The sequence below is a fragment of the Stratiformator vulcanicus genome, assembly GCF_007744515.1.
GTDB lineage: Bacteria > Planctomycetota > Planctomycetia > Planctomycetales > Planctomycetaceae > Stratiformator > Stratiformator vulcanicus.
In genome coordinates this window covers 2154202-2175162 of record NZ_CP036268.1, presented here as the reverse complement: position 1 = coordinate 2175162, position 20961 = coordinate 2154202, and the positions used below count along the sequence as shown (strand labels likewise).

The window sequence follows — 20961 nt, the reverse complement described above, 5'->3', positions numbered from 1 at the left end:
TGGTGTTCAGATTGAAAAATCGCACGCACGCAGGGGCCACGCGAAGGTCGATCAACTGCCTCATGTCAATTTACTCTTCGCCAGATGCCGAGAGCTGATAGCTAAGAGCCGACAGCTCATTCAAAACCGATATCCCGGTTTCGGACCAAAGGGAGACTGCGTCAGGATTTCGGCCCCTTCTTCGGTGATGACCACGGTGTGCTCAAACTGGGCCGAGAGTTTGCGATCGGTCGTCCGGATGCACCATTCGTGATTGCCCGATTTGCGAGTCTCCCACCGGCCTTGATTGAGCATCGGCTCGATGGTGAAGACCATGCCGGGTCGCAGGATTTCTTTGGCTCCGGACGGATGCGGATAATGCGGGATTCCCGGTTCCTGATGGAATTCGGTCCCAAGGCCGTGGCCTTGGTACTCACGAACGACGCTGTAGCCGCGATATTTCGCGAACAGGTATATCGCGCGACCGATGTCGAAGATCGTCCCGTACGGTCGCGCCGCCCTGATGCCGACATGCATCGCATCAAACGCCGCCTGCACGAGACGGTGTGACGACTTCGCACACTCGCCGACGAGAAAGGTCTCGCTGCTGTCGCCGTACCAACCGTCGACAATCGTCGTGGCGTCGATGTTGACGATGTCACCATCTTTGAGAACGTCTTGCTCGTTCGGAATCCCGTGGCAAACGACGTCATTGATGCTGGTGCAGATCGTCTTCGGGTATCCCTGATATCCCAGACAGGCCGGCTTGTGACCATGGTCGACGGTGTAGTCGTAGGCGATCTCGTCGAGTTCTTCGGTCGAAATCCCTGGCAGCACGTACCCGCGGAGATGATCGAGCAGTTCGGCATTGAACTGGCACGCGGTGCGGAGCTTTTCGATTTCCACCCCGGAATAGATCGGGGCTCCGGCGGGGGGCGCCAATTGCTGCGTCATCAGTCGTACATCCCTGCGGACCGGAATGGAGTTCGGACTATTCTGAGGCAGGTCCCCCGGCGGTGCAACGCGGCGACGGAAACTGCAAGCATTCCAATTTGAACGGCACGTTTGACGGGAACGCAGAGTCGAAATGCCTCCGCAAACCCAAATGGCGAGAGGGCCTGTCGTCCCACTCGCTGACATAAGCGGATCGTGCCCGCCGCCAGACAACGTCAACTTTCTGGATTGTAAAGCAATCGCCCGCAGGAGCGGCAGAACACAAATTTCCCGACGTTGAGATCTATCGCGATTTGCGGCGAAACCATCGTGGAACAGGTGGTGCAGGCTTTGTTTTCGACCGGTGCCAGCGACGTCGCTCCGTGCGTCTCGATCAAGCGACGGTAGTCGACGCGCAGCTTGTCCGGAATGATTTTCTCCGCCTCGGTCAATTCAAGCGCTAATTGGGCCAGCTCGCTCTCCAGGTCCCCCTGCTTCGCCTTCACTTCCGCTTCAAATTTCTTGACCTCTTCTTCCGCCTCTTGCTTCTCGCCCTCGACGCGGCTGATGCTTTCTCCCAGCAGGTCAACCCGCTCGAGAGTTTCAAGTATCTCGTCTTCGAGGACGCTGTTGGCCATTTGGTCGGCCTCCATCTGCGACTTGACCGCGTCAAACTCGCGATTGCTCGAAGCCTCGTTCAGCTTCCCTTTCAGCGCGAGAATCTTGTCCTCGTTCGATCGAAGCTGCAACTGTTTCTGATCGGCAAACTTGCGAGCGTCGGTCAGTTTGCCCTTGAGTTCATCGATCTGAGCCGCTTTCTCCGTCGCCAGCTTTTTCTTAACGCGAACGAGTCTCGGGCCGCGATCGATCTCGCTCCGAATGCGGTGCATTGCTGTCAAAATCTGATGCAACCGCCGTAGCGCGCTGCCTGTCTCACTCATCAAGTCACTCCGTCACGAGAGCAGCCGGCAAGGTCATCGCGGCCGGTCGAGCTATCATGGCGTCCAGTCAATGGACTCACTTTGAAATGATCAATCGCCCCGAGGGCCATCATGGACGCATTCGCGTCGAAAGTCACGCGCGTCTGATCGTCCGGCCGCGAGTCGCTTCCGACTTCGCCAAGCAAGGCCATTGCCGCTATCGATCATCGACGAGCGCAAAAAGAAAGACGCCGGGCCATTGCGGTTCCGGCGTCGTTGGGAAGTGATCAGTTCGTCGTAGCGTCGTGGCCGACCGTGACACGCCGTTGAGCGGGCATCGGTCCGGGAGCGCCGGCCCGGGAAGGGAGGGGGACCTTCCCGGGCACGGCCCCACGGGTGTCGGTCGAACCGACGGGTTTCGTTCGCGAAGGGCCAAGAGTTAGTTGGCCGATCACGTGACGCAATCAGCAGTCAGTGACCTATGCAGGCTCAGTGGCAAGCCGAAGGAGCACAGCATTCCGGCTCAGCCGGAGCACAGCAGGTCGGCTCACAGGGAGCACAGCAGGTCGGCTCACAAGGAGCACAGCAGGTCGGCTCAGCCGGAGCGCAGCAAGTCGGCTCACAAGGAGCACAGCAGGTCGGCTCACAAGGAGCGCAGCAGGTCGGCTCGCAAGCAGGAGCACAGCAGCTAGGCTCACAAACAGGAGCACAGCAGCTCGGCTCACAAGCAGGCGCACAGTCGCAGCCGCAGCCCTTGTTCTTCTTGAAGATTCCGCCAAGACCCTTGAAAGGGTTCGGAAGGCTGAACTTCTTCTTCAGGCTGCATCCACCACATTCGGTGGGGCAGCATTCGACGGGAGCGCAGCAGGTCGGCTCACAGGGAGCGCAGCAGGTCGGCTCACAAGGAGCACAGCAGGTCGGCTCAACGGGAGCACAGCAAGTCGGTTCGCAAGCCGGGGCACAGTCGTAGCCGCAGCCTTTGTCTTTGCTGAACATGTCGAGCAAACCGGCGTCAGCTGTGCCAAATCCGGCACAACACAGCGCGATCGCAGCAGTCAGGGTCAGGTACTTCATCTCTCCGTGTACTCCTCGAATTTTTCGCGGGAACGAAACGGCCGTGAGGAACTCCCGGAACTTGTGTTCTTGGTTCGACCAGGAACACCCGAGAGGGCCCGTCTGAAAATGTGGGCCATGTCTGTCTCTGTTTTCGTCCGATGCAAACGGTGTCCGAAGTCCCAACGCTTGATTTCGCGCCTTCGTCCCCCTGTGATTCCACCTAGTCCGGTTGTAGCGGTTGTATTGCGGCTCGACTTTTCAACTCTGCCGTTTTTGGTTGGAGTTCCGGTTTGTTCGGGCCGATCGCGAGAGGCGTTTTCGCCAGTGCCGACCCCAAGACTCTTCGACCCACAAGCAAACGATCGACACTCGATCGGCGCGAGCGTTTTCATGCCTGAGCTCGACATAGGAGCCGGCAATCGCTGCTGCCGACGCATCACGCCGCGACATAGCGGTGCTTCGCCCCGGTCGTTTACCGGAAAGCACAAGGCAATTGCCTCAATGTCCGAGTATGCAATCGCCGAGCGCCCGAATGCAGAGCGACTCGAAACCAATGCCGGACGTTTCAGCCATCCGCGGGTACTGGCTCTTTGCTGAGAAGCCGGGGACGGTGTTTATTTCCAAGACGAACATTTGCCCGGACGAATCCTCACGCACGTCAACACGTGACATCCCCCGCGCTCCCGCCGAGCGGACTGCATCCTTTGCGAGAGGGATCAGTCCCACGGGAATGCCCGACGCGGACGGCGACATCGGCTCGAACGGGGACGCCACGCTGGAATACTTGCGAGTATAGTCGAATAGGCCAGCCGTCTCGTCCGTGGTGATCCGGTTCACGCCGATACAGTCCGAGTCGTAGAAGCCGACGGACCATTCCGGTCCCGCAAGAAACGGCTCGACCATTACTTCGCATCCAAAGCGAAGGGCATCGTGAATTCGAGGAGCGAAGTCGCTGAACCGATCGACCCGCCCGACACCCAGGCTCGATCCCGAAGCGGTCGGCTTGACGACCAGTGCCTTGCCGCCGAACTGCCGCCAGATTGAATCCAAATCAAGACGGTCTACGAAATCGTGACCAATGACCGCGAAGGGTGCGGTGCGAACCCCTTCGGCGACCCAACGGGTCTTCAGCCGCGACTTTTCGAAAGCGATCCGCGATGCATCCGAAGCCGACCCGGTGAACGCAACCTTGTTGCGCTCCAGACGCTGTTGAATCCGGCCATCCTCGCCGAACGCCCCGTGCAGTGCGACAAAAACGAGAGGGCGGCTTGATCGAAGCTCATCGATTACTCGAAACGCTTCGGATTCGTCGGTCCCGGGATCGACAACGTCTGCTGCGATTCCCGCTCTACGCAGAGTGACTTCGATTGACGCTCCGCTGAGCAGACTGATTTCGCGTTCGGCTGAGCAACCGCCGGCAAGCACGACGACGCGACGACTCCGCAATATCTGCGCGAGGCGTTTAATTTCCGCCGACGTCACCAACGGTTGACTTCAACTTCGAGTTCGACGCCGAGCTGGTCAGCGACTTTCGAGCGAGCCAAATCAATCAGCCGAGAGACATCGTCTGCCGTCGCCCCGTCGTCCGTGATGATGAAATTGGCGTGACGGTCGCTGATCGTCGCTCCGCCGATCCGCGTCCCCTTGAGACCGGCCCGATCGATCAGCTCTCCGGCACTCTTGCCTCTTGGATTCTTGAAGATGCAACCTGCGGATTGGAAAGCGAACGGCTGCGATGTCTTTTTCGCAATCCAAATTTTTCGCATCCGCTTGGCGATCTCGTCCGGGTCGCCGGTACCGAGTTCCAACTCGGCATCGAGAATGACGAGTTCATCAAGGCTGCTTTCGCGATAACCGAATTGGAGTTCATCGGCCGTGCGGGTAAATATCTCGCCGGCAATCGTCATGACGGTCGCTCGTCTGATGAAGCGACCGATGTCACCCTGTCGCCCTCCAACGTTGCCGTGCAGTGCCCCGCCGACCGTCCCGGGTATGCCGGTCAATGCCTCCAGCCCGACGAGCCCCTGCTTGACCGTCCGAGAGACCAGGTGCGACAACGGCATCGCGGCCGAGCAACGGACTCGGCCCCCTTCCGTTTCGAACGAGCCGAAGTTGTCACGCGGCAATCGGATGACCGCTCCGCTGACGCCGTCGTCAGAGATCAAGAGATTGGAGCCACCACCCAGCAAACGGACCGGGATGCTCTGCTTGTGACAGGCCCGGACGATCTGCTGCAACTCATCAACCTCCCTCGGCTCGACAAAGAACTGGGCGGGGCCGCCCACTTTGAGCCAGGTGTGAGGAGCCAGCGGCTCATCCTGCAACGTGATGTCGGCGAAGTCGTCGGGAAATGGCATCGTGCACTCGGTCGATCGTTCCAGCTCCGAGCGTCAATAACACATCACCCGGCGCGGTAGCATCGTCCAAAGTCGTCACAATGCGGTCAAGCGACTCGATCAGACACCCCGCTGTGCCACTGCGATTTATTTGCGACACCAATCGCTCAGCCGAAAGAGCCGCATCGGAATCCGACTCGCGAGCTCGAAAAACCGGCGCGACGATGACCTCGTCCGCCGCCGATAGCGCCGTCGCGAAGTCGTCGCAGAACATATCCAAGCGCGACACCTGATGCGGCTCCATGATCGCCCACACGCGACGCTCCGGATACATCACTCGGGCGGTCCGGATCGCCGCGGCGACTGCCGTCGGGTGATGTGCATAGTCATCGATAAGGATCCGCCCGCGCCACGATCCGCGCACTTCGAATCGACGAGACAATCCTTCAAATCCCCACAGCGCTTCGCGGGACGTCGCAAACGGGACATCACATTCCAGCGAAAGCGCCAGTGCGGCGAGTGCATTGAATGCGTTGTGCTCACCGGGGACTTGCAGCGGGATTTCGCCCAGAAATCGATCGCCTTCAAACACCCGGAACCGTTGGCCTTCAGGGGTCGGTCGAATGTCGCCCATCCACAATCCGCTGTGAGGCCGATTCGAGATGTTGACAACGCGGCACTGCGCCTCGCGGGCCAACGCGGCACAATTGGAGTCATCTGCGTTCAGGACGACCGCACCGTCCGCTGAGACTTGGGCAACGAAGGCTGCGAATGCACTTCGCACCTCGTCAAAACTCGCGAAGCAGTCCGGATGGTCATGTTCGACATTTAGGACCGCCGCGTAGGTCGGATGCAGCGACAGAAAGTTCGACCCGTACTCGCAGCCTTCAGCGACGAACTTCGAACCGGTGCCGTACCATCCCAAGGGACGCGGTCCGGCTGGATGCTTCAGTGCCGCACCGATTGCCGCAGAGGGATCAAGATCGGCGTGCCGCAGGATGAGGGCCGTCATTGCGGCCGTTGTGCTCTTGCCGTGCGTTCCCGCGACAACCACCCCGGTGCGAGATCGCATCAGCGACCCGATGGCCTCGCTGTATGATAACTGAGGGATCCCTTTGCGAGCCGCCGCTTCACGCTCCGGGTTCGAACCGTCGACGGCGAATGAGTGAATCAGTAGGTCGAGCGATTCCGGCAGATTCGCATCGTCATGGCCGTCGAAGACTCGCAGCCCCCGGTCGCGCATCGCCGACAATGTGTACTCATCAAGATCGGAGCCCGTGACCGTCCAACCGGCGTCGCCCAGTAGTTCCGCCAGTGATTTCATCCCGGCGCCACCAATGCCAACGAGATGAGCCGCGCCGCCTCGCTTCGAGAGGCTGTCGGCTGAGAAATCGATCGGGGCAGGGAGAGTATTGTCGGTCACCATCCGTGGCGGCGTCTTCCATAAAAGCATCGTGTGACGACGGACGGGAAACCTCCGACCGTCCGACTGCGATTCGTGTTATCGACGGTCGGGCCGGATGGATTAAACATGATCATCAAAACGATCGCGACCACTCCGACGATTCCCGCGGTCGCGACGGTCGTTGCGGTCGGGCAAACTGGGCAATCTTGGCTGGCCTGAACTTCGGCGTCGATCGCAATTCATCAGATCGCGACCAAATCGACCCTTCGACATGCCCAACTCAGAGCACGCCTTCGCGGCTCATTAGCCTTCGGCAGAACGCTGAGCTTGCTGGCAAGCATTCGTATCAGGGTTAGAAAACGATCCGGCTGTCGAGATCAATCGGATTGCCGAGATCAGACGGCGCGGACGACGGCCGCGACGCTCTGACCCGATGACGTCCGATTCGCCGTCAATGCGGCGGATGTTCGCAACCGATATGGTTCGTCATGCACGACATTAAGTCGGCATCGCGGATCGGGCGTGTCGTAGTTGAGCGTACGAGGCAGCGCCCCGTGCCTCATCGCGAGCAGGCTTCCGGCCAATTCCACAGCCCCGCTACCTGAGTCACAGTGACCGAAGTAGCTCTTCAGAGCGGTCAGAGGCAACACATCGGCCGAATCGCCCAACGCGCGGTGATAGGCCCGCGCTTCGACGAGGTCATCACGCTGGGTGCTCTTGCCATGGGCGTTGATATGCCCCAGGTCCTTCGGTCCAATCTGTGCCTGGCGGATGGCCGAATTGATGGCCCGGACCAATCCCATGCCGGACGCTCCGTTGGCGAAGCCTTTGCCGTCACACCCGGAGCCTACGCCGAGAATTTCGCCGAAGATATCGGCTCCACGGGCGCGAGCATGTTCGTAATCTTCAACGACAAACGCCGCAGCGCTTTCACCGACGATCGTTCCGTCCCGCTCGAAATCGAACGGGCGACAGGCATGAGCCGGATCGTCGCTTCGTCGCGAAAGGCTGTCGTAGAGGCTGAGTTTAGCGATATCGACCGGGTGAATCGCCGACCCGCAACCACCCACGATCATGACATCAGCCCGACCTCGACGAATCGCGTGGACGGATTCTTCCAAGGCAAGCAGAGCAGAGGCTTCGCGACAGGTGATCGTGTTATTCGGGCCTTGGGCGTCGTAATCAATGGAGACGTGACAGGCCGCCATGTTCGGCAATTGCGAGATCAGCCAAAGCGGCTCGATTTCCGCCAGCCCTTCGCTGCCGAACCGTGACAGGTCGAGTTCGTCAGAACCATTTGCGCGGCACGCCGAGACGGCCCGGAACAGTCCGCTCGGGTCGGGAGACATCCGACCGGCACCAAAGACGACGCCCAGACGCGCGGGATCGACGTCACCCTTAACGAGTTCCGCCTCTTCCATGGCCAGCGTCGCCGCGGCCACGCCCAATTGGACGTCTCGCGACATCACTTTCAGATATTTGCGCTTCTCGGGGATCAAGCGGAGCGGATCGAAATCTTTCACTTCGGCGGCAAGCCGAGTCGGCAGGTGCTCAGTCGCAAAGGCCGAGAGATATCCGATGCCCGACCGACCAGCCGCGAGGCTATCCCAGAACGCGTCCACGCCGATACCAATCGGCGAAACGACCCCGATCCCGCTGACGACGACGCGCCGCGGCTCTGACCCGACTACAGAATGTGACCCAGACATACCCAATTCTCCCGATCGACAAGACACGGCCTTGTCGTTCGTTGGAGAAGACCCAGTGGAAGGTGGCCCCGAAAACAGGACCGAAATCACGAAATAACCGCGACCGACCAAGTCGCAGGCGAATCACCGATGCCAACACCGTACAAATCGTCATTCCGAAGTGACCTGCTCAGAAAACCTGAGCAAATCGTTAGAACGCATTCGATGACCAACCGAAGCGAACCAAGTCACGATTTGACACGTCTTAACAGTTTTGGCGATTCACGTAATCCCGAGATTTCAAAGGAAGGTTCCGTGTGCCTTGACCCAACTAAATTACATGTAGGTAAGCCCGGGAAGTCAAGCAGTTCCGGGGCAATTTGCGGATTCTGCGGAGAGTAAGGGGACTCTCGTAAACACGGCTCGATGCAAACGATCGCGTAAAGCCATTGGTAACATAGGTTAATGAGGTCAACCTTGCGGAAAGGGCCTGTTCCGCCGTCGTTGCGAATTCGAAACATTTTCGGCGGCAGAGCTTCTCGCTTTCGTCAAAACGCCTTCCAGAATAGGATTCCATTGAGCAAACAGGCCACGGGGCTGTGGCGGAACTGGCAGACGCGCGGGATTTAGGTTCCCGTTCCTTCGGGAGTGCAGGTTCGATTCCTGTCAGCCCCAATTTTTGACCGCGACTTGAGCCGACCAGGTTTCGACCAACGTAATCTGAACCGGTTGGTTCGACTTTCAACGACGTTCGCTCAGTAGTCGCAGTTCCATTTCTTCCGACACCAATCGCTCGGTGAGCTGTCGCTTGTGGAAGTCTGGCAGCAGATCACGGATTGGATGACCGCCCACCCGGCAACGGTGTGGAGCGTTGTGATCACTTCCGCTGTCCTCGGAATTGGTACGCTGGTGTCGGTTCCGTGGGTGATCGCCGCGCTACCGGCCGACTATTTTGTCCGCGAGGCCACGTCACCGTGGGACCATTGGCGGGCCGGACATCACGGGCTACTACTGCTGCGGATTCTCAAGAATCTGTTCGGCATTCTCGTGCTTTGCCTCGCGGTCGTCATGCTGATCGGACCGGGGCAAGGTCTCGTCGCGCTGGTCATCGGGCTGACGCTCGTCGACTTCCCCGGAAAACGGGCGGCAGAGCGTCGGCTCGTTTCGATCCCACGAGTCCTTCGCACCTTGAATTGGCTGCGGTCTCGTCGTGGCGCCGATCCGCTGATTGTCGACCGTTAATCCGATCGCAGGTTCAAGAGAGTCGATGACGTCGCTCAATCTCGGGGCCGGCGACGGCGCGGATAGCGGATGTTGCAGCCGATCGGAACGGTCTCCGTCACTTCCGGCGACTCCCCCTTCAATGCCGCGGCGACGGCATCGGCCACGTAGGATTGAGTGACCTTTTCGGGATCGGTGCTGTCGTCGAATGCACCCATGTAGACGACTTTACGCTCGGCATTGATCACGAAGAACTCGGGGGTCCTCGTGGCTCCGAAAGCCTTCCCGAGTTCACCGGATTCGTCCTTCAAATAGGGAAACGGATAGGCCGGCTCGCGACGCTTCATCGCGTCGATTTGATCGCGAGGCGTCGCATTCGAATTGACGGCAATGATCGCGACAGGCCACTTCTTATTTGCCGCCTGCTCGGAAAATGCCGTCAGCCGCTTCACGTAATCGGTCGCGTAGGGGCATGTCTCGCAGGTGAACGCGACCAGCAACACTTTCGATTCGGCGAAATCTTTGCTTCCGAATTGTTTACGGTCGGCCGAGGGTAGCGGCTTCCACAAAGGTGCGGCGTCTCCGATCGAGAGCGTCGGATTGTACTCTCCGGCCCGGCACGCGTTTCCGGTCACGCTCCCCAAGCTCGCCGCGCAAACAAGAGTGGCCAAGACGTGCCGAACGACGCAGATCGACATTCGCGGCGGCTTTACAGCTTTCATCAGCGATCTTCCCTCTAAGCGGAACGAACATCGGAACAATCGTCGCGAAGAATAATCGTCAAAAAATCGGGGTCGAGCATTTCTGCGTCCGCACTTTCTGCAATCTCTTTGCTGATTGAAGGCGGCGTGCCGGCAGCATACGATCGAATTAACGCTTCGATTCTGGGCCGCACGCGGCCTTCCGCAACCAAATACAAAAAATTCACCGATGCGGTTTCGCTCAAACCGATCTCAGAACCCGTGGCTCAATCGCCGTGATCAATTTCGGCTGCTCCGACTCGTCGGTGGGCTGGCGTTCATTCTGATCGCGATGAAGGTCACCGCCGAGGCCGATTTCTGGTGGTGGATGTTCCCCGCCGAGCAGAAAAACCCCGTCACCGCACAAGCGGGTCCTGCGCTCGACGATGTCAGATTCAACGTGCAGCTCGACGGCGTCCGTGCAGCCAGCGGCGGCGAATTTGTCAGCGAGCGGTCTTTGCCGGCTTCCGCAATCGAAGTTGTTGATCGCACGAAGCGCGGGGCATTGTCACAGTTACCGGCTGCCATGTTCGCCGGCGTCGAGGACGACACGCTCAACATTCGAAACGACGAACGCGACGCCTACCTGCAGACCCTCGATATTTTGCGGGCCAGCGACGACACCGTTCTGAAGTCGGCTGCCGCAACCGATGTCTCCTTCCCGGTTCTGATGATCGAAACCGATCACTATCGCGGTCGACTCATTCGCGTTTCGGGAACCGCGAGGCGGATTGCCCCCTTCAAGCTTCGAGATAGCGAAGCCGAACGGACGACCGAACAGCTTTTCGACGTCTGGGTTTTCACTCCCGAATCGGGCAACAATCCCGTGCATTTGATCGCGACCGGCCTTGCATCCGATATTCCGGTCGGGGAGTCGGTCGGCGACGGAATCGACATCGAAGCCGTCGGCTACGTCTTCAAGCGACAGGGCTATGCTTCGAACGGCGGATTGCACGTCGCACCATTAGTCCTCGCCAAGACAATCGAACGCCGCCCGGCTCCGGTCGCAACACCCATCGAACGCTTCGATATCACCCCGTACGTCGTCGGCTTCGTGGTGGTGGCGCTGCTTTCAATCGCCGTCTTCCTGTGGCGATTTCGAAGCGAAGACCGAAAGTTTGAGCAGGAGCATATCGAACGGCTCACGACGGCGTCGGAGGAGGAACTCGATTCGCTTCGCGACATTCCGCAGGAGTCGCCCGAAGAGTTTCTCGCCAAAATCCAATCGGAACAGACAAGCGAAGCCGATTTGCCCCGGACCTAGCTCTGCTTACCCGGTTCGAATTTTGCCTCATGTCCGGGAGTCGACATCGGGGCAGCCAATACCGGAATCAGCGAAACCGCGATGTTCCCGGCGAAACAGACCGCCACATCGCTACCCGGTGTCTGCGGTCGTTCCGAATAGACTCCGCGATACCGGAAGGCGTCGCCTTTGCGGGTGAAATCGATGGGAAGATGCGCCGGCTCTAAATGGCAGTCGACCATCCGGGTTTCGGAACTGAGGTCCTCCAGATCGGGGAAATTCACGTTCCAAAGATGGCCGGAAGGCAACGGCCGATCTCTCAGTCGCTCAAGTACGCCGGGCAGAAAATCGTTCAATCGCTCCCATTCGTTGCTTCGTCCGCGTTTGAAGCGAGAAAACGCAATGGCCGGACGACCCATCAACACGGCTTCGCGGGCGGCGGCGACCGTTCCGGAAATATAAGTATCGACTCCGAGATTGCCGCCATCGTTCAGGCCGGCCAGCACCCATTCGGCATCGGAGGCCACGTGCGACAACCCGATCCGAACACAGTCGGCCGGTGTCCCGTCGAGGGAGAAGTCACCCGAGCCGCGATCGACGAGCGATAATTCCCGATCGGTCGTCACCCGATGCCCGCAGCCGGAATGATGTTCCAGTGGCGCGACCGACGTGACCGCCCCGAATTGCTCAGCCGCTCTACGCAGTAGAGCCAGACCGGGGGCATCGTAGCCGTCATCATTTGTCAGCAGGAACTTCATCGCGAGATTGTCGGCCTGAGAATGATCGGTTCTTACTTTTGCCTCAGCCTGGAAGCAATTTCAATTCGTCTGTCATACAAGCCCGAGGCGCCAGCCGTCGGGAAAATCGCTGGTTGATCGACCATCGGCTTGCGCCTCTGGATGGTATTGAAATCGCTTCTAGGAAACCGTCGGATGAGCGAAGTTAGTCATGTAAGGCAGCGTCTGCGCCGTCTCTTCAATGTCGTCGGCTGTCTCGAGGAGCTGGCCGAGGGCATCGTACTGGCCGGTCATGAGCGCTTTGCGTGGGCCATCGGGCATGTGGCAGGAGACTTCGATGTCTCCCGCCTTGACGGTCAGTGTTTCAAGGTCGACGGTGAACTCGGTCTTCGGAGAAGCCTTCGCGAATTCTTCCAGCTTCTTAAGGTCCGCCCGCGCTGCGGTCACGCAGGGAATGCCGAGCGACGTGCAGTTGCCGAAGAAAATCTCGGCGAACGACTCCGCCACGATCACGTCGATCCCCCAGTGCATCAGCGACTGCGGGGCGTGCTCACGCGACGAGCCGCATCCGAAATTGCGACCGGCGATGAGCACTTCGGCGTCCGCATGGTGCGGATGATCGAACGGATGATCATCCCGCGACTCCCGGTCGTCCCGAAACGCATGCTCGCCGAGCCCGTCGAACGTAACGCAGCGGAGGTACCGCGCCGGGATGATCCGGTCGGTATCGATATCATCCAGCAACAGCGGAATCGCGGTGCCGGTGATCGAGGTAATGGAGGAATCGCTCATGTCGTTAATCGTTATTGGTTAGTTCGTTTTGACGGCCCAAAAAGCTGGGACAAGCATTACCAAACTTCATCCATCCACTCCCCGCCGTGTTCCGGATTGCCACGAAGGCACTCATTTTTCATGTCGATCACCCAGTCCATCGACTGCAGCGGCAACTGACCGATCAGGACGGGTGAACCGGAAGGGAGTTCAATGACTTCGGAGAACGTTTCTCGATCGAAAACGCTGACCTTCACGAGTTCGTACATCCCCGTTTTTCTCCAACCGTTAGCAGTTCGTAGCGACACTTCCTTGTGACGCTTAAGGCCAAGTCGTTCAATAAATTCGATCGGCACTGAAATTCGCGACGCTCCCGTATCAACAAGCGCCTCAGAAATTTTCATCCGCCTGATGTCTTGCTCGTCCATGGTTCCATGGCGAACGGAAAGTAAATCGTCGAGGTTTTCGAATATTGCCGGCACAACAACGCGCCCTATCTCGTTGACTCGCACGGGGAGTTCAAATTTTTCGGTTTCAAACATAGCTAACTCCCTTTCGGCTCAAACCTCCGCCATCTCCATCAGCTCACGCACGTCGGTCACTTTCCCTTCGATTGCCGCGGCGGCGACCATGGCGGGGCTCATCAGCAGGGTGCGGCCGGTGGGATGGCCCTGACGACCTTTGAAGTTGCGGTTGCTCGAAGAAGCGCAAACCTCGCGATGCTTCAGCTTGTCGGGGTTCATCGCCAAGCACATCGAACAACCCGCTTCCCGCCATTCGAAGCCGGCCTCTTCGAAGATCTTGTCGAGCCCTTCGGCCATCGCGACTTCGCGGACCTTTTGCGATCCGGGGACCACGATCGCCCGAATGCCATCCGTCACTTTGCGTCCCTTCACGATCTCCGCGGCCTGCCGGAGATCGCTGATCCGCCCATTCGTGCAAGAACCGATGAAGGCGACGTCGATCGGCGTCCCCGCGATCGGTTGTCCCTGCTCGAAGCCCATGAATTCAATGGCCTCGGCAACCACGGTGCGATCATCGTCCGGGACGTCATCAAGAGCCGGGACCGATTCTTTCACCCCGACCGACTGGGCCGGCGTAATACCCCAAGTGACGGTCGGTTCGATGTCGGCCGCATCGAAGGTCACGACGTCGTCGAACTCCGCATCGGGGGGCGAGGCGAGACTCGTCCACCAACTCGCGGCAACCTCGAAGTCATCCCCCTGCGGAGCGAACTTCCGTCCGCGGATGTATTCGACCGTCTTCTCATCCGGATTGACGTAGCCGCAACGGGCCCCGCCTTCGATGCTCATATTGCAGACCGTCATCCGCTCTTCCATCGTCATCGCGTCGAAGACCTCGCCGGCGTATTCGTAGGCGTAACCGACGCCCCCCTGCACGCCGAGCCTGCGGATGATGTGCAGGATCACGTCTTTGGCGAACACCCCGGGGCGAAGTTCGCCGTTGACTTCGATCCGCCGGACCTTCGGCCGATTCATCGGCAGCGTTTGCGTCGCGAGGACCTGCGCGACCTGACTGGTGCCGATGCCGAAGGCGATCGCCCCGAACGCCCCGTGCGTACTCGTGTGACTGTCACCGCACGCGACCGTCATGCCCGGCTGCGTCAGCCCCTGCTCCGGCCCCACGACATGCACGATGCCTTGATCGCCGCTGTCGATGTCGAGCAACCGGACGCCGAACTCGTCGCAGTTCTTCTCGATCGCGACCATCATCTCCTCGGCGAGTGAGTCGAAGAAGGGCCGGGCCTGATTCTCCGTCGGCACGATATGGTCGACCGTCGCGATGGTGCGGTCGGGATACTTCACCGTCAGATCGCGCTGGCGAAGCATGCCGAACGCCTGCGGGCTGGTCACCTCGTGGATCAGGTGCAGGCCGATAAACAACTGCGTCTGCCCGCTCGGCAACTCGTGAACGGCGTGCAGGTCCCAAACTTTGTTGAACAGATTGCGTCGGTCGGACATGGAGTTTCTGCGTAGTTTCAGTGGCGAACAGAACGGAATTCGACCGTGCCCTCCGAGGACATCGCCCCGAGGAAGTCGGCTCCTCCCAGTATAGCCGCTCGACCCGCGAAACGGCAGCGGACAACGCCGGGATCGTCACGCCTTCCGCAGCAACCGCACCGCATCCCGTAAGCGGAAGATATTGCACAAATCAAAACTTCATATTTTTCCACTTGCATATCCGACCACTACACAAGAGTATCGCCCACCTCCTGCAAAGTTCCCACCGCTAATTATTCCCGGGTCCGTGATGCGAAGAATCCTGATTGCCGCCGCTGCCTGTGCGGTCGTAACGTTTACCGTCTCCGCCAACGCTTTCGCCTCGACGGTCCCTGGCGGATCGAGCGGCGACCTGCTCGTCTCGCTCGGCGACGGGGCCGATCGCGATTGTGTCAAGGCGGTCGCCCAAGAACTTTTCAATCTGGCGAAATCGGGGAAGGATGCGGGGACGCAAACCGCGCTGGGGCACAACAGTATGCAGGTCGAGTGGCAGACGCTCTCGGTCGAGCTGACGGTCTCCGGCTCGAAAAACGTCGAAGTCGCCGCCTTCAGCGATGACGGCGTGAGATTCACGTGGGAAGACCTCGGCACCGGCGACTCGGACGAAGACTTCGACAACACCGCGAACGGCCAGCCGCTCAGCACTCTCAGCAAATCGCTGAAATATGCCGGCAAACAATTCGAACCGGGCCACAGCTATCGTATCACAATCGACTACCGGAACTTGTTTTATACAGGAAACAAGGATGTCGACGGGGTGACGTTGATCGCGTTTGGTGGGGACTTGGATGAACTCAAGCGAGTCGATCTGAATTCGACAATTGTTGATCATTTGGAGGCAAAAACCCCCGGCGCTCCGATCGCTGGCCCAGCAACGACAGACGACCTGCCTACGTTGTTTGCGTTGACCCTAACAATTCCAGACGGGATGCAAGGGTGTTCTTTGTTGCTGTCCGTCACTGGTCCACCGCTCGAAATTTGGCACGACGAAGATCGACAGGCTCCGGTCCCGGTGGGCGTCCCCTTCTCGGTGTCGTCAATCGATTTTCAATCTTCTTCGCTCTACGGAAACCTAGCCGAACCAGCAGACACCTACGGTTACTCATATTTGAAGGCTACACTTATCGATCCGACTGGCACGAAGCTTGGCAGTGATTTCGTGGCGTTGGATAGTGTCACGCAAACCTTCTGGCATGCTGTTCGTCGCGGCAACTGGCAGACGGCCGTGAAGATTGCGGAAGTGGCACGGAATAACGGAGTTCAAATTGCGCTCTTGACACGAGGCAGCTTGGCCGGTTTGGCCCCTGTTGCCGGCTACATGACGAAACTTTTCAATAAGATTCCTCCGCAGGCGATGCGTTGTAATGAAGTTGCCTACCGAGTCAGAGAAATGTTCGTCGCGACGGGGGCGAATGCTAGAATCATTGAGATTCGCGATGCAGGTGGTGCGCAATTCTTCTTTCTGAAAGATGGTGTAACTCTTTTTTCTCGGCGGGGGTTTCACCAGGCAGTCTTGTCAAACGGCAGAATTTACGATGCCCTCACCGGGCCGAAGGGAATGACTCAAGCCGCCTATCTGAAAATGCTGCGAGCATTGAATCTTCAGCCGACAACCGGTTTTGATTTAACCGACCCATTCACGGGCTAAGACATGGAAACGCAAAACATACCTTTCACCTACATCGCACGGGAAATGCAGGCGTATCAGGCGAATTCGCTGGAGCGGCCGCGAATGTATGCGTCATCCCCGAATGCACTCGATGAGAAACTCTTACTGATTGATATGCTCGAAGATCGCTGCGCGCAAGCATTCCCGAATTCGTCACCAGCGCGTCGGAGCCGCTACTCGACGTACGCTGGAATGATCGGTAGTGACGCCGATTCTTTTACGAGCTTTATCCATAAAAAAAACGGCGACATCACCCTAGACGAACTGTGGGACGAAACGGTATTGCTTTGGAAAAAGTATCTTGAATTCAAAGGACCGCTCGACTTTAACCCAGAAGTCCACGAGCACACTAAGACCGATGTTAGTGGTTTCGCATTTTGATTCACATATTTGACGTCTCTCAAGGACATTCCTGGGCGATCACTGTCGGCACACGAGCAGATGGGCTGCCCCAAGAGCCGGACATCGAGTTTGAGGCAAGTGACGACACACTATACAGGTCGCATGAATATGTTGTTAACGGCTTCGTCGCATCACCAAACGCGGGATTTGACAGTATTGAGTTGACGAATCCACATAAAACTGGACATCGCGTCCGGGTTCGGGACACTAAGCTACACGAACTGATCGTCGACTTTACACTATTGGAAATTTAGAATAAGGAAAAAGATGACTCCTAAGGCTGTTCTCATACAACACTCTGTTTGCGTCATCGCATTCTACTTGCTCGCCCATAACAGTTGTCTCGGCGAAGATGAGTACAAGAGCGGAGTTGTCACGTCTCCTAGCGCATTTCGTGGAGGTGAATTGGATGAAATTTTCCCTGGTGTCTTCGGATCAGTCGCGGGAACAGATAGTCGCAAAGAAGCGAGTTTCGGATTTTCGATTAACGCGTACAAGGCGCGAGGTGAAGTGTCCGATTGGGTCAAATCCGCATCCGATGACACATTTGGAACACGCTTATATGTAGCAAAAGCCGGAGAGACGATCCCGATACTAGATTATTCTTACCGCGTCGACCTCATCAGCGGAGGCGGCGCAAACAACTATTTGAAGATTTCGCGGACTGAAGGAAACGGTGAAGCTTTGCCACCCGGCCAATATGCATTACCGGCATACGCAGAAATCGATTTCGTGGGTGGTCTCGGCGGATCGCTTATTTCACCTGAGAAGATTGAAAATAATCATCGCGTGGAACTTCGAATCCTGCATCCCGTCCCGGGAGGCGTAAGAGACTATTCTAAATACCGTGTGGTGACAGATTTTCGAATCGGCGATCAAATCACTTTCGCAAAACGCGGTGAAGTCGTACGCCGACTAAAAATCAAAGATATTGTGCCTGACAGTGAAGAACGCCGTGGCTATGTCCTTATTGAGCGAATCAAAGGCGAGTAACAATTCATGTGCAGCCGAAATTGCCGTCTTCAATAGTGTGTCAGCTTTCATTTTAAATGATTGGCGGGAGGCTAATCGGGACACGGATATCTTATAGCTGCATGTATATGCCGCCGTGTTTTTTAATTTGAACCTGGCTACGTCACATCGCCATTTCCTCAATTATTTGACCACGTATGCTCACCCCCTCCCTCCGAAACCTGATCGCAGTCATCGCCCTCTGTCTCATCGGCGGTGTCGCGATTCACTTGGCTCGCCCGACGACTAATAATGGTGCGCCTTCGGTCGTGCAGCCGGCGCCGCCGGTGGCTGAGCCGGCGGGGATGATTGAGCTGCCGGCGGTCGCGGAGCCGGAAGAGGTCGTGGCGGAGGAAGCGACGAGCGAACCGGTTGCCGTGGTTGAGCCGGCGTTGGATGAACCGCAGCCGTTGCCGGAGCCGGTCGCGCCCAAGCCCGCTCCCCTCGTTCCGCTCGCCGGGGCTGAGTTGGCACAGGTGCAGCGGCAGGTGGAAGAGCATTTGCTGCGGGAGACCGGGCTGCGGAAGTTGCCTCGGGTGAGCATTCCCGAGGGAGAGCCCGCCAACCCGTGGCACGCGGTCAAGGAGTTCGCCGCGGCGAAAAAGAAGAAGGACCGTTACCTGATCATGGCCCGCCACCTTGGCATCGCCGAGCAGTTATTCGCGCAGGACGACCTGCGAGTTCGACGCAGCGGGCTGGGGATCGTGACCCGCATCATGTCGACGGCGGTCCTTCAGCAGAAGGACTATGTACTCGCCGAACTTGTCGCCGAGGCGTATCTGCTGCCGAACCTCGATGCGGCGAATCCGAGCAAGATCGACTACCACTCGGAGTTCAATCTGCTGCAGCGCGCCGTGATGGCCTTCGCCCATGCCGACCGCTACGACCGCGTCGAGCAGTGCGCCGGGCGAATCATCGAACGGGCCGACACGCGAAACGTCGCCGATGCCTGGCGACTGCACTTGGCTGCGGCGCTGCGAAAGCAGGGCCGCGAAGAGTTCGCCGATGCCGTCCTCGCCGATGTACACGACCCAAGCCTATTGGCGGCGAAGGGGCGTTAGTTCGCGGCGCTTTCCGAAGGTCGCGGCGAAACGGCATTGCGATGTTGTCGGTTCCGTTGCCCGATCGAATCCCCCCCGATATGCTACGTGATTCCCCGCTCGGGATTCGCGATCCCGGTCTGCCCCGCGGGAACTCTTTTGTTGTCGGCCGGTTGCCGACGATTGACCTAAGTGCCGAACTGGTCCGATGTTCGACTCGATCACCGGAAAACTCAACGACGCCTTTTCCTCCATCAACCGTGGACGCCTCAATGAGGCGAACATCCGCGAGGGGATGAAGCAGGTTCGGCAGGCGCTGCTCGAAGCGGACGTCAACTACGATGTCGCCCGCGACTTTATGAAGCGGGTCACCGAGCAGGCCGTCGGCGACAAAGTGCTTAAGTCGCTCCGCCCGAGCGAACAGATTGTCGGGATCGTCTATCAGGAGTTGGTACTCCTGCTCGGCGGCGATCCGAGGGAATCGGAGTTCTCGCCGCGACCCACGTCGGCTGAACTGGGCGTGAAGCGCGACGGCCTGACCGTCATTATGATGTGCGGCCTGCAGGGTTCGGGTAAAACGACCACCTGCGGCAAGCTCGCGCGGGCGCTCAAGCAGGAGAAGCTTGAAACCGTCCTCGTCGCGGCCGACCTTCAGCGACCCGCGGCGATCGAACAACTCAAGACGCTCGGCGGTCAGCTCGACGTCGAAGTCTACGCCGAGGACCCGGCGAGCAGCAGTCCGGTTCAGGTCTGCCGCAACGGCGTCAAGCACGCCAGGAAGTCCGGGGCCCAGGTCGTCATTCTCGATACGGCCGGTCGTCTGCACGTCGATGACGACCTGATGCGCGAACTGCGTCAGATCGACAATAAATGCGCTCCCGATTCGGCCATCTATGTTGCCGACGCAATGACGGGTCAGGATGCCGTCAACAGCGCGATCGCGTTTAATGATGCCCTCGAACTTGACGGCGTGATCCTCACCAAGACCGATGGTGACACGCGCGGCGGTGCGGCGTTGTCGATTCGGGCCGTGACCGGTGTCCCGCTTAAGTTCATCGGAACGGGCGAAACGCTTGACGGACTTGAGGCATTTCACCCGACGCGAATGGCGCAGCGGATCCTCGGTGGCGGGGACATGGGCACGCTGCTGGAGAAGGCCCAGCGCGAGTTCGATGGCGAAGAGCTTGAAGACGCCCAGCGGAAAATGGCTGAGGGCAAGTTCGACCTCAACGATTTCCGCAAGCAGATGGGGATGATCGGGAAGCTCGGCTCCATGCGGAGCATCATGAAAATGATTCCCGGCATGGGTCAGATGGCCGACCTCGACCCCAACGTCGATATGGAAAAGGAATTGCGACACGTCGGCGGCATCATCGACGCGATGACTCCCGACGAACGTCGCAACCCGGACCAAATCGACCGCAGCCGACGCAATCGCATAGCCCGCGGAGCCGGTAGCGACCCGGCCGACGTCAATAAGTTGCTCAAAGACTTCAAAGGCATGGCCGGCGCGATGCAGGGCATCTCGCAAAAAGGCAGCATGCGAGACAGAATGAAGGCCGTGCAGGAGATGGCCGGTCAGGCGGCCGCCAACCCCGGCGGTCGAATCGCGCAAGACAAGCAGCGCAGCAAACGGGGCCCGCAGGACAAAGCCAGTTTGCGAGAGAAGAAGAAGAAAGAACGTCAGCGAGCCAAGAAACAGCGGAAGAAGAAGCGGTGAGCGAGTACCGGACGTCGGCGAGTCGTTCGCTAGTGCCCAGCGAGATCAGACAGAGGATGAGTGACAGAA

At 58.7% G+C, this 20961-nt stretch carries 19 protein-coding genes and 1 tRNA gene; 9 read left to right on the top strand and 11 right to left on the bottom strand.

Features of this window, described 5'->3' with window-relative positions; all coding sequences use genetic code 11:
- Positions 1-120: 120 nt before the first annotated feature.
- Entirely contained in the window at positions 121-933 is an 813-nt protein-coding gene (gene map, locus Pan189_RS08455; protein ID WP_145363493.1) for a type I methionyl aminopeptidase, read from the bottom strand.
- A 215-nt stretch (positions 934-1148) separates the two neighbouring features.
- Positions 1149-1853 (bottom strand): zinc ribbon domain-containing protein, encoded by a 705-nt coding sequence (locus Pan189_RS08450; protein ID WP_145363492.1) that lies wholly within the window; start codon positions 1851-1853, stop codon positions 1149-1151.
- Positions 1854-2313: 460 nt separating this feature from the next.
- On the opposite strand from Pan189_RS08450, the gene Pan189_RS08445 reads away from it, so the two are divergent.
- Complete coding sequence (locus Pan189_RS08445; protein ID WP_145363491.1) at positions 2314-2802, top strand: hypothetical protein; 489 nt, start codon at positions 2314-2316, stop codon at positions 2800-2802.
- 584 nt (positions 2803-3386) lie between these two features.
- Here the strand turns inward: Pan189_RS08445 and Pan189_RS08440 are convergent.
- The 4 genes from Pan189_RS08440 to Pan189_RS08425 form a co-directional block, all read right to left on the bottom strand.
- Positions 3387-4370 (bottom strand): D-alanine--D-alanine ligase family protein, encoded by a 984-nt coding sequence (locus tag Pan189_RS08440; RefSeq protein ID WP_310821253.1) that lies wholly within the window; start codon positions 4368-4370, stop codon positions 3387-3389.
- Positions 4367-5245 carry a UDP-N-acetylmuramate dehydrogenase gene (gene murB, locus Pan189_RS08435; RefSeq protein WP_145363489.1) on the bottom strand — a complete coding sequence of 293 codons (879 nt, stop codon included), beginning with the start codon at positions 5243-5245 and terminating at the stop codon, positions 4367-4369. Before murB ends, Pan189_RS08440 begins: the two co-directional genes overlap by 4 nt.
- Positions 5202-6650 carry a UDP-N-acetylmuramate--L-alanine ligase gene (murC, locus tag Pan189_RS08430; protein WP_310821252.1) on the bottom strand — a complete coding sequence of 483 codons (1449 nt, stop codon included), beginning with the start codon at positions 6648-6650 and terminating at the stop codon, positions 5202-5204. Before murC ends, murB begins: the two co-directional genes overlap by 44 nt.
- Before the next feature lie 374 nt (positions 6651-7024).
- Positions 7025-8338: a beta-ketoacyl-[acyl-carrier-protein] synthase family protein gene (locus Pan189_RS08425; protein WP_145363487.1), complete on the bottom strand. Its 1314-nt coding sequence runs from the start codon at positions 8336-8338 to the stop codon at positions 7025-7027.
- A 572-nt stretch (positions 8339-8910) separates the two neighbouring features.
- On the opposite strand from Pan189_RS08425, the gene Pan189_RS08420 reads away from it, so the two are divergent.
- Both Pan189_RS08420 and Pan189_RS08415 read left to right on the top strand, forming a co-directional pair.
- Positions 8911-8992: transfer RNA gene (locus Pan189_RS08420), tRNA-Leu, on the top strand.
- Positions 8993-9127: 135 nt separating this feature from the next.
- The gene (locus tag Pan189_RS08415; RefSeq protein WP_145363486.1) at positions 9128-9559 is read left to right on the top strand and encodes a hypothetical protein; all 432 of its coding nucleotides are present in this window, start codon (positions 9128-9130) and stop codon (positions 9557-9559) included.
- 35 nt (positions 9560-9594) lie between these two features.
- On the opposite strand, the gene Pan189_RS08410 is transcribed toward Pan189_RS08415, so the two are convergent.
- Positions 9595-10260: a thioredoxin family protein gene (locus Pan189_RS08410; protein ID WP_310821251.1), complete on the bottom strand. Its 666-nt coding sequence runs from the start codon at positions 10258-10260 to the stop codon at positions 9595-9597.
- Positions 10261-10468: 208 nt separating this feature from the next.
- On the opposite strand from Pan189_RS08410, the gene Pan189_RS08405 reads away from it, so the two are divergent.
- Positions 10469-11542, top strand: coding sequence for a hypothetical protein (locus Pan189_RS08405; RefSeq protein ID WP_145363485.1), 1074 nt, complete (start codon positions 10469-10471; stop codon positions 11540-11542).
- Here the strand turns inward: Pan189_RS08405 and surE are convergent.
- The 4 genes from surE to leuC all read right to left on the bottom strand — a co-directional run bounded on the left by surE (position 11539) and on the right by leuC (position 15011).
- On the bottom strand, positions 11539-12279 hold the full coding sequence (gene surE / locus Pan189_RS08400; protein ID WP_145363484.1) for a 5'/3'-nucleotidase SurE: 741 nt from the start codon (positions 12277-12279) through the stop codon (positions 11539-11541). The genes Pan189_RS08405 and surE overlap by 4 nt on opposite strands.
- A 159-nt stretch (positions 12280-12438) precedes the next feature.
- Positions 12439-13050, bottom strand: a complete 612-nt coding sequence (locus Pan189_RS08395; protein WP_145363483.1) for a 3-isopropylmalate dehydratase small subunit — start codon at positions 13048-13050, stop codon at positions 12439-12441.
- 56 nt (positions 13051-13106) lie between these two features.
- Entirely contained in the window at positions 13107-13571 is a 465-nt protein-coding gene (locus Pan189_RS08390; RefSeq protein WP_145363482.1) for a retropepsin-like aspartic protease, read from the bottom strand.
- Positions 13572-13589: 18 nt separating this feature from the next.
- Complete coding sequence (gene leuC, locus Pan189_RS08385; RefSeq protein ID WP_145363481.1) at positions 13590-15011, bottom strand: 3-isopropylmalate dehydratase large subunit; 1422 nt, start codon at positions 15009-15011, stop codon at positions 13590-13592.
- A gap of 514 nt (positions 15012-15525) precedes the next feature.
- Here leuC and Pan189_RS08380 point away from each other — a divergent pair.
- The 5 genes from Pan189_RS08380 to ffh all read left to right on the top strand — a co-directional run bounded on the left by Pan189_RS08380 (position 15526) and on the right by ffh (position 20892).
- Entirely contained in the window at positions 15526-16698 is a 1173-nt protein-coding gene (locus Pan189_RS08380; protein ID WP_145363480.1) for a hypothetical protein, read from the top strand.
- A gap of 3 nt (positions 16699-16701) precedes the next feature.
- Positions 16702-17100: a hypothetical protein gene (locus Pan189_RS08375; RefSeq protein WP_145363479.1), complete on the top strand. Its 399-nt coding sequence runs from the start codon at positions 16702-16704 to the stop codon at positions 17098-17100.
- A gap of 426 nt (positions 17101-17526) precedes the next feature.
- Complete coding sequence (locus Pan189_RS08370; protein WP_145363478.1) at positions 17527-18114, top strand: hypothetical protein; 588 nt, start codon at positions 17527-17529, stop codon at positions 18112-18114.
- A gap of 176 nt (positions 18115-18290) precedes the next feature.
- Complete coding sequence (locus Pan189_RS08365; RefSeq protein WP_145363477.1) at positions 18291-19193, top strand: hypothetical protein; 903 nt, start codon at positions 18291-18293, stop codon at positions 19191-19193.
- Positions 19194-19380: 187 nt separating this feature from the next.
- On the top strand, positions 19381-20892 hold the full coding sequence (gene ffh / locus Pan189_RS08360) for a signal recognition particle protein (protein ID WP_145363476.1): 1512 nt from the start codon (positions 19381-19383) through the stop codon (positions 20890-20892).
- Positions 20893-20961: the final 69 nt, after the last annotated feature.

What these genes read in the sequence shown, in the direction of transcription:
- leuC (WP_145363481.1), bottom strand. Translation starts at nt 15,011, where the DNA reads ATGTCCGACCGACGCAATCTGTTCAACAAAGTTTGGGACCTGCACGCC.
- Pan189_RS08425 (WP_145363487.1), bottom strand. Translation starts at nt 8,338, where the DNA reads ATGTCTGGGTCACATTCTGTAGTCGGGTCAGAGCCGCGGCGCGTCGTC.
- surE (WP_145363484.1), bottom strand. Translation starts at nt 12,279, where the DNA reads ATGAAGTTCCTGCTGACAAATGATGACGGCTACGATGCCCCCGGTCTG.
- map (WP_145363493.1), bottom strand. Translation starts at nt 933, where the DNA reads ATGACGCAGCAATTGGCGCCCCCCGCCGGAGCCCCGATCTATTCCGGG.
- Pan189_RS08375 (WP_145363479.1), top strand. Translation starts at nt 16,702, where the DNA reads ATGGAAACGCAAAACATACCTTTCACCTACATCGCACGGGAAATGCAG.
- Pan189_RS08380 (WP_145363480.1), top strand. Translation starts at nt 15,526, where the DNA reads ATGCAGGTCGAGTGGCAGACGCTCTCGGTCGAGCTGACGGTCTCCGGC.
- Pan189_RS08445 (WP_145363491.1), top strand. Translation starts at nt 2,314, where the DNA reads ATGCAGGCTCAGTGGCAAGCCGAAGGAGCACAGCATTCCGGCTCAGCC.
- Pan189_RS08450 (WP_145363492.1), bottom strand. Translation starts at nt 1,853, where the DNA reads ATGAGTGAGACAGGCAGCGCGCTACGGCGGTTGCATCAGATTTTGACA.
- Pan189_RS08410 (WP_310821251.1), bottom strand. Translation starts at nt 10,260, where the DNA reads ATGAAAGCTGTAAAGCCGCCGCGAATGTCGATCTGCGTCGTTCGGCAC.
- Pan189_RS08405 (WP_145363485.1), top strand. Translation starts at nt 10,469, where the DNA reads ATGCGGTTTCGCTCAAACCGATCTCAGAACCCGTGGCTCAATCGCCGT.
- Pan189_RS08365 (WP_145363477.1), top strand. Translation starts at nt 18,291, where the DNA reads ATGCTCACCCCCTCCCTCCGAAACCTGATCGCAGTCATCGCCCTCTGT.
- murC (WP_310821252.1), bottom strand. Translation starts at nt 6,650, where the DNA reads ATGGTGACCGACAATACTCTCCCTGCCCCGATCGATTTCTCAGCCGAC.
- Pan189_RS08395 (WP_145363483.1), bottom strand. Translation starts at nt 13,050, where the DNA reads ATGAGCGATTCCTCCATTACCTCGATCACCGGCACCGCGATTCCGCTG.
- Pan189_RS08390 (WP_145363482.1), bottom strand. Translation starts at nt 13,571, where the DNA reads ATGTTTGAAACCGAAAAATTTGAACTCCCCGTGCGAGTCAACGAGATA.
- murB (WP_145363489.1), bottom strand. Translation starts at nt 5,245, where the DNA reads ATGCCATTTCCCGACGACTTCGCCGACATCACGTTGCAGGATGAGCCG.
- ffh (WP_145363476.1), top strand. Translation starts at nt 19,381, where the DNA reads ATGTTCGACTCGATCACCGGAAAACTCAACGACGCCTTTTCCTCCATC.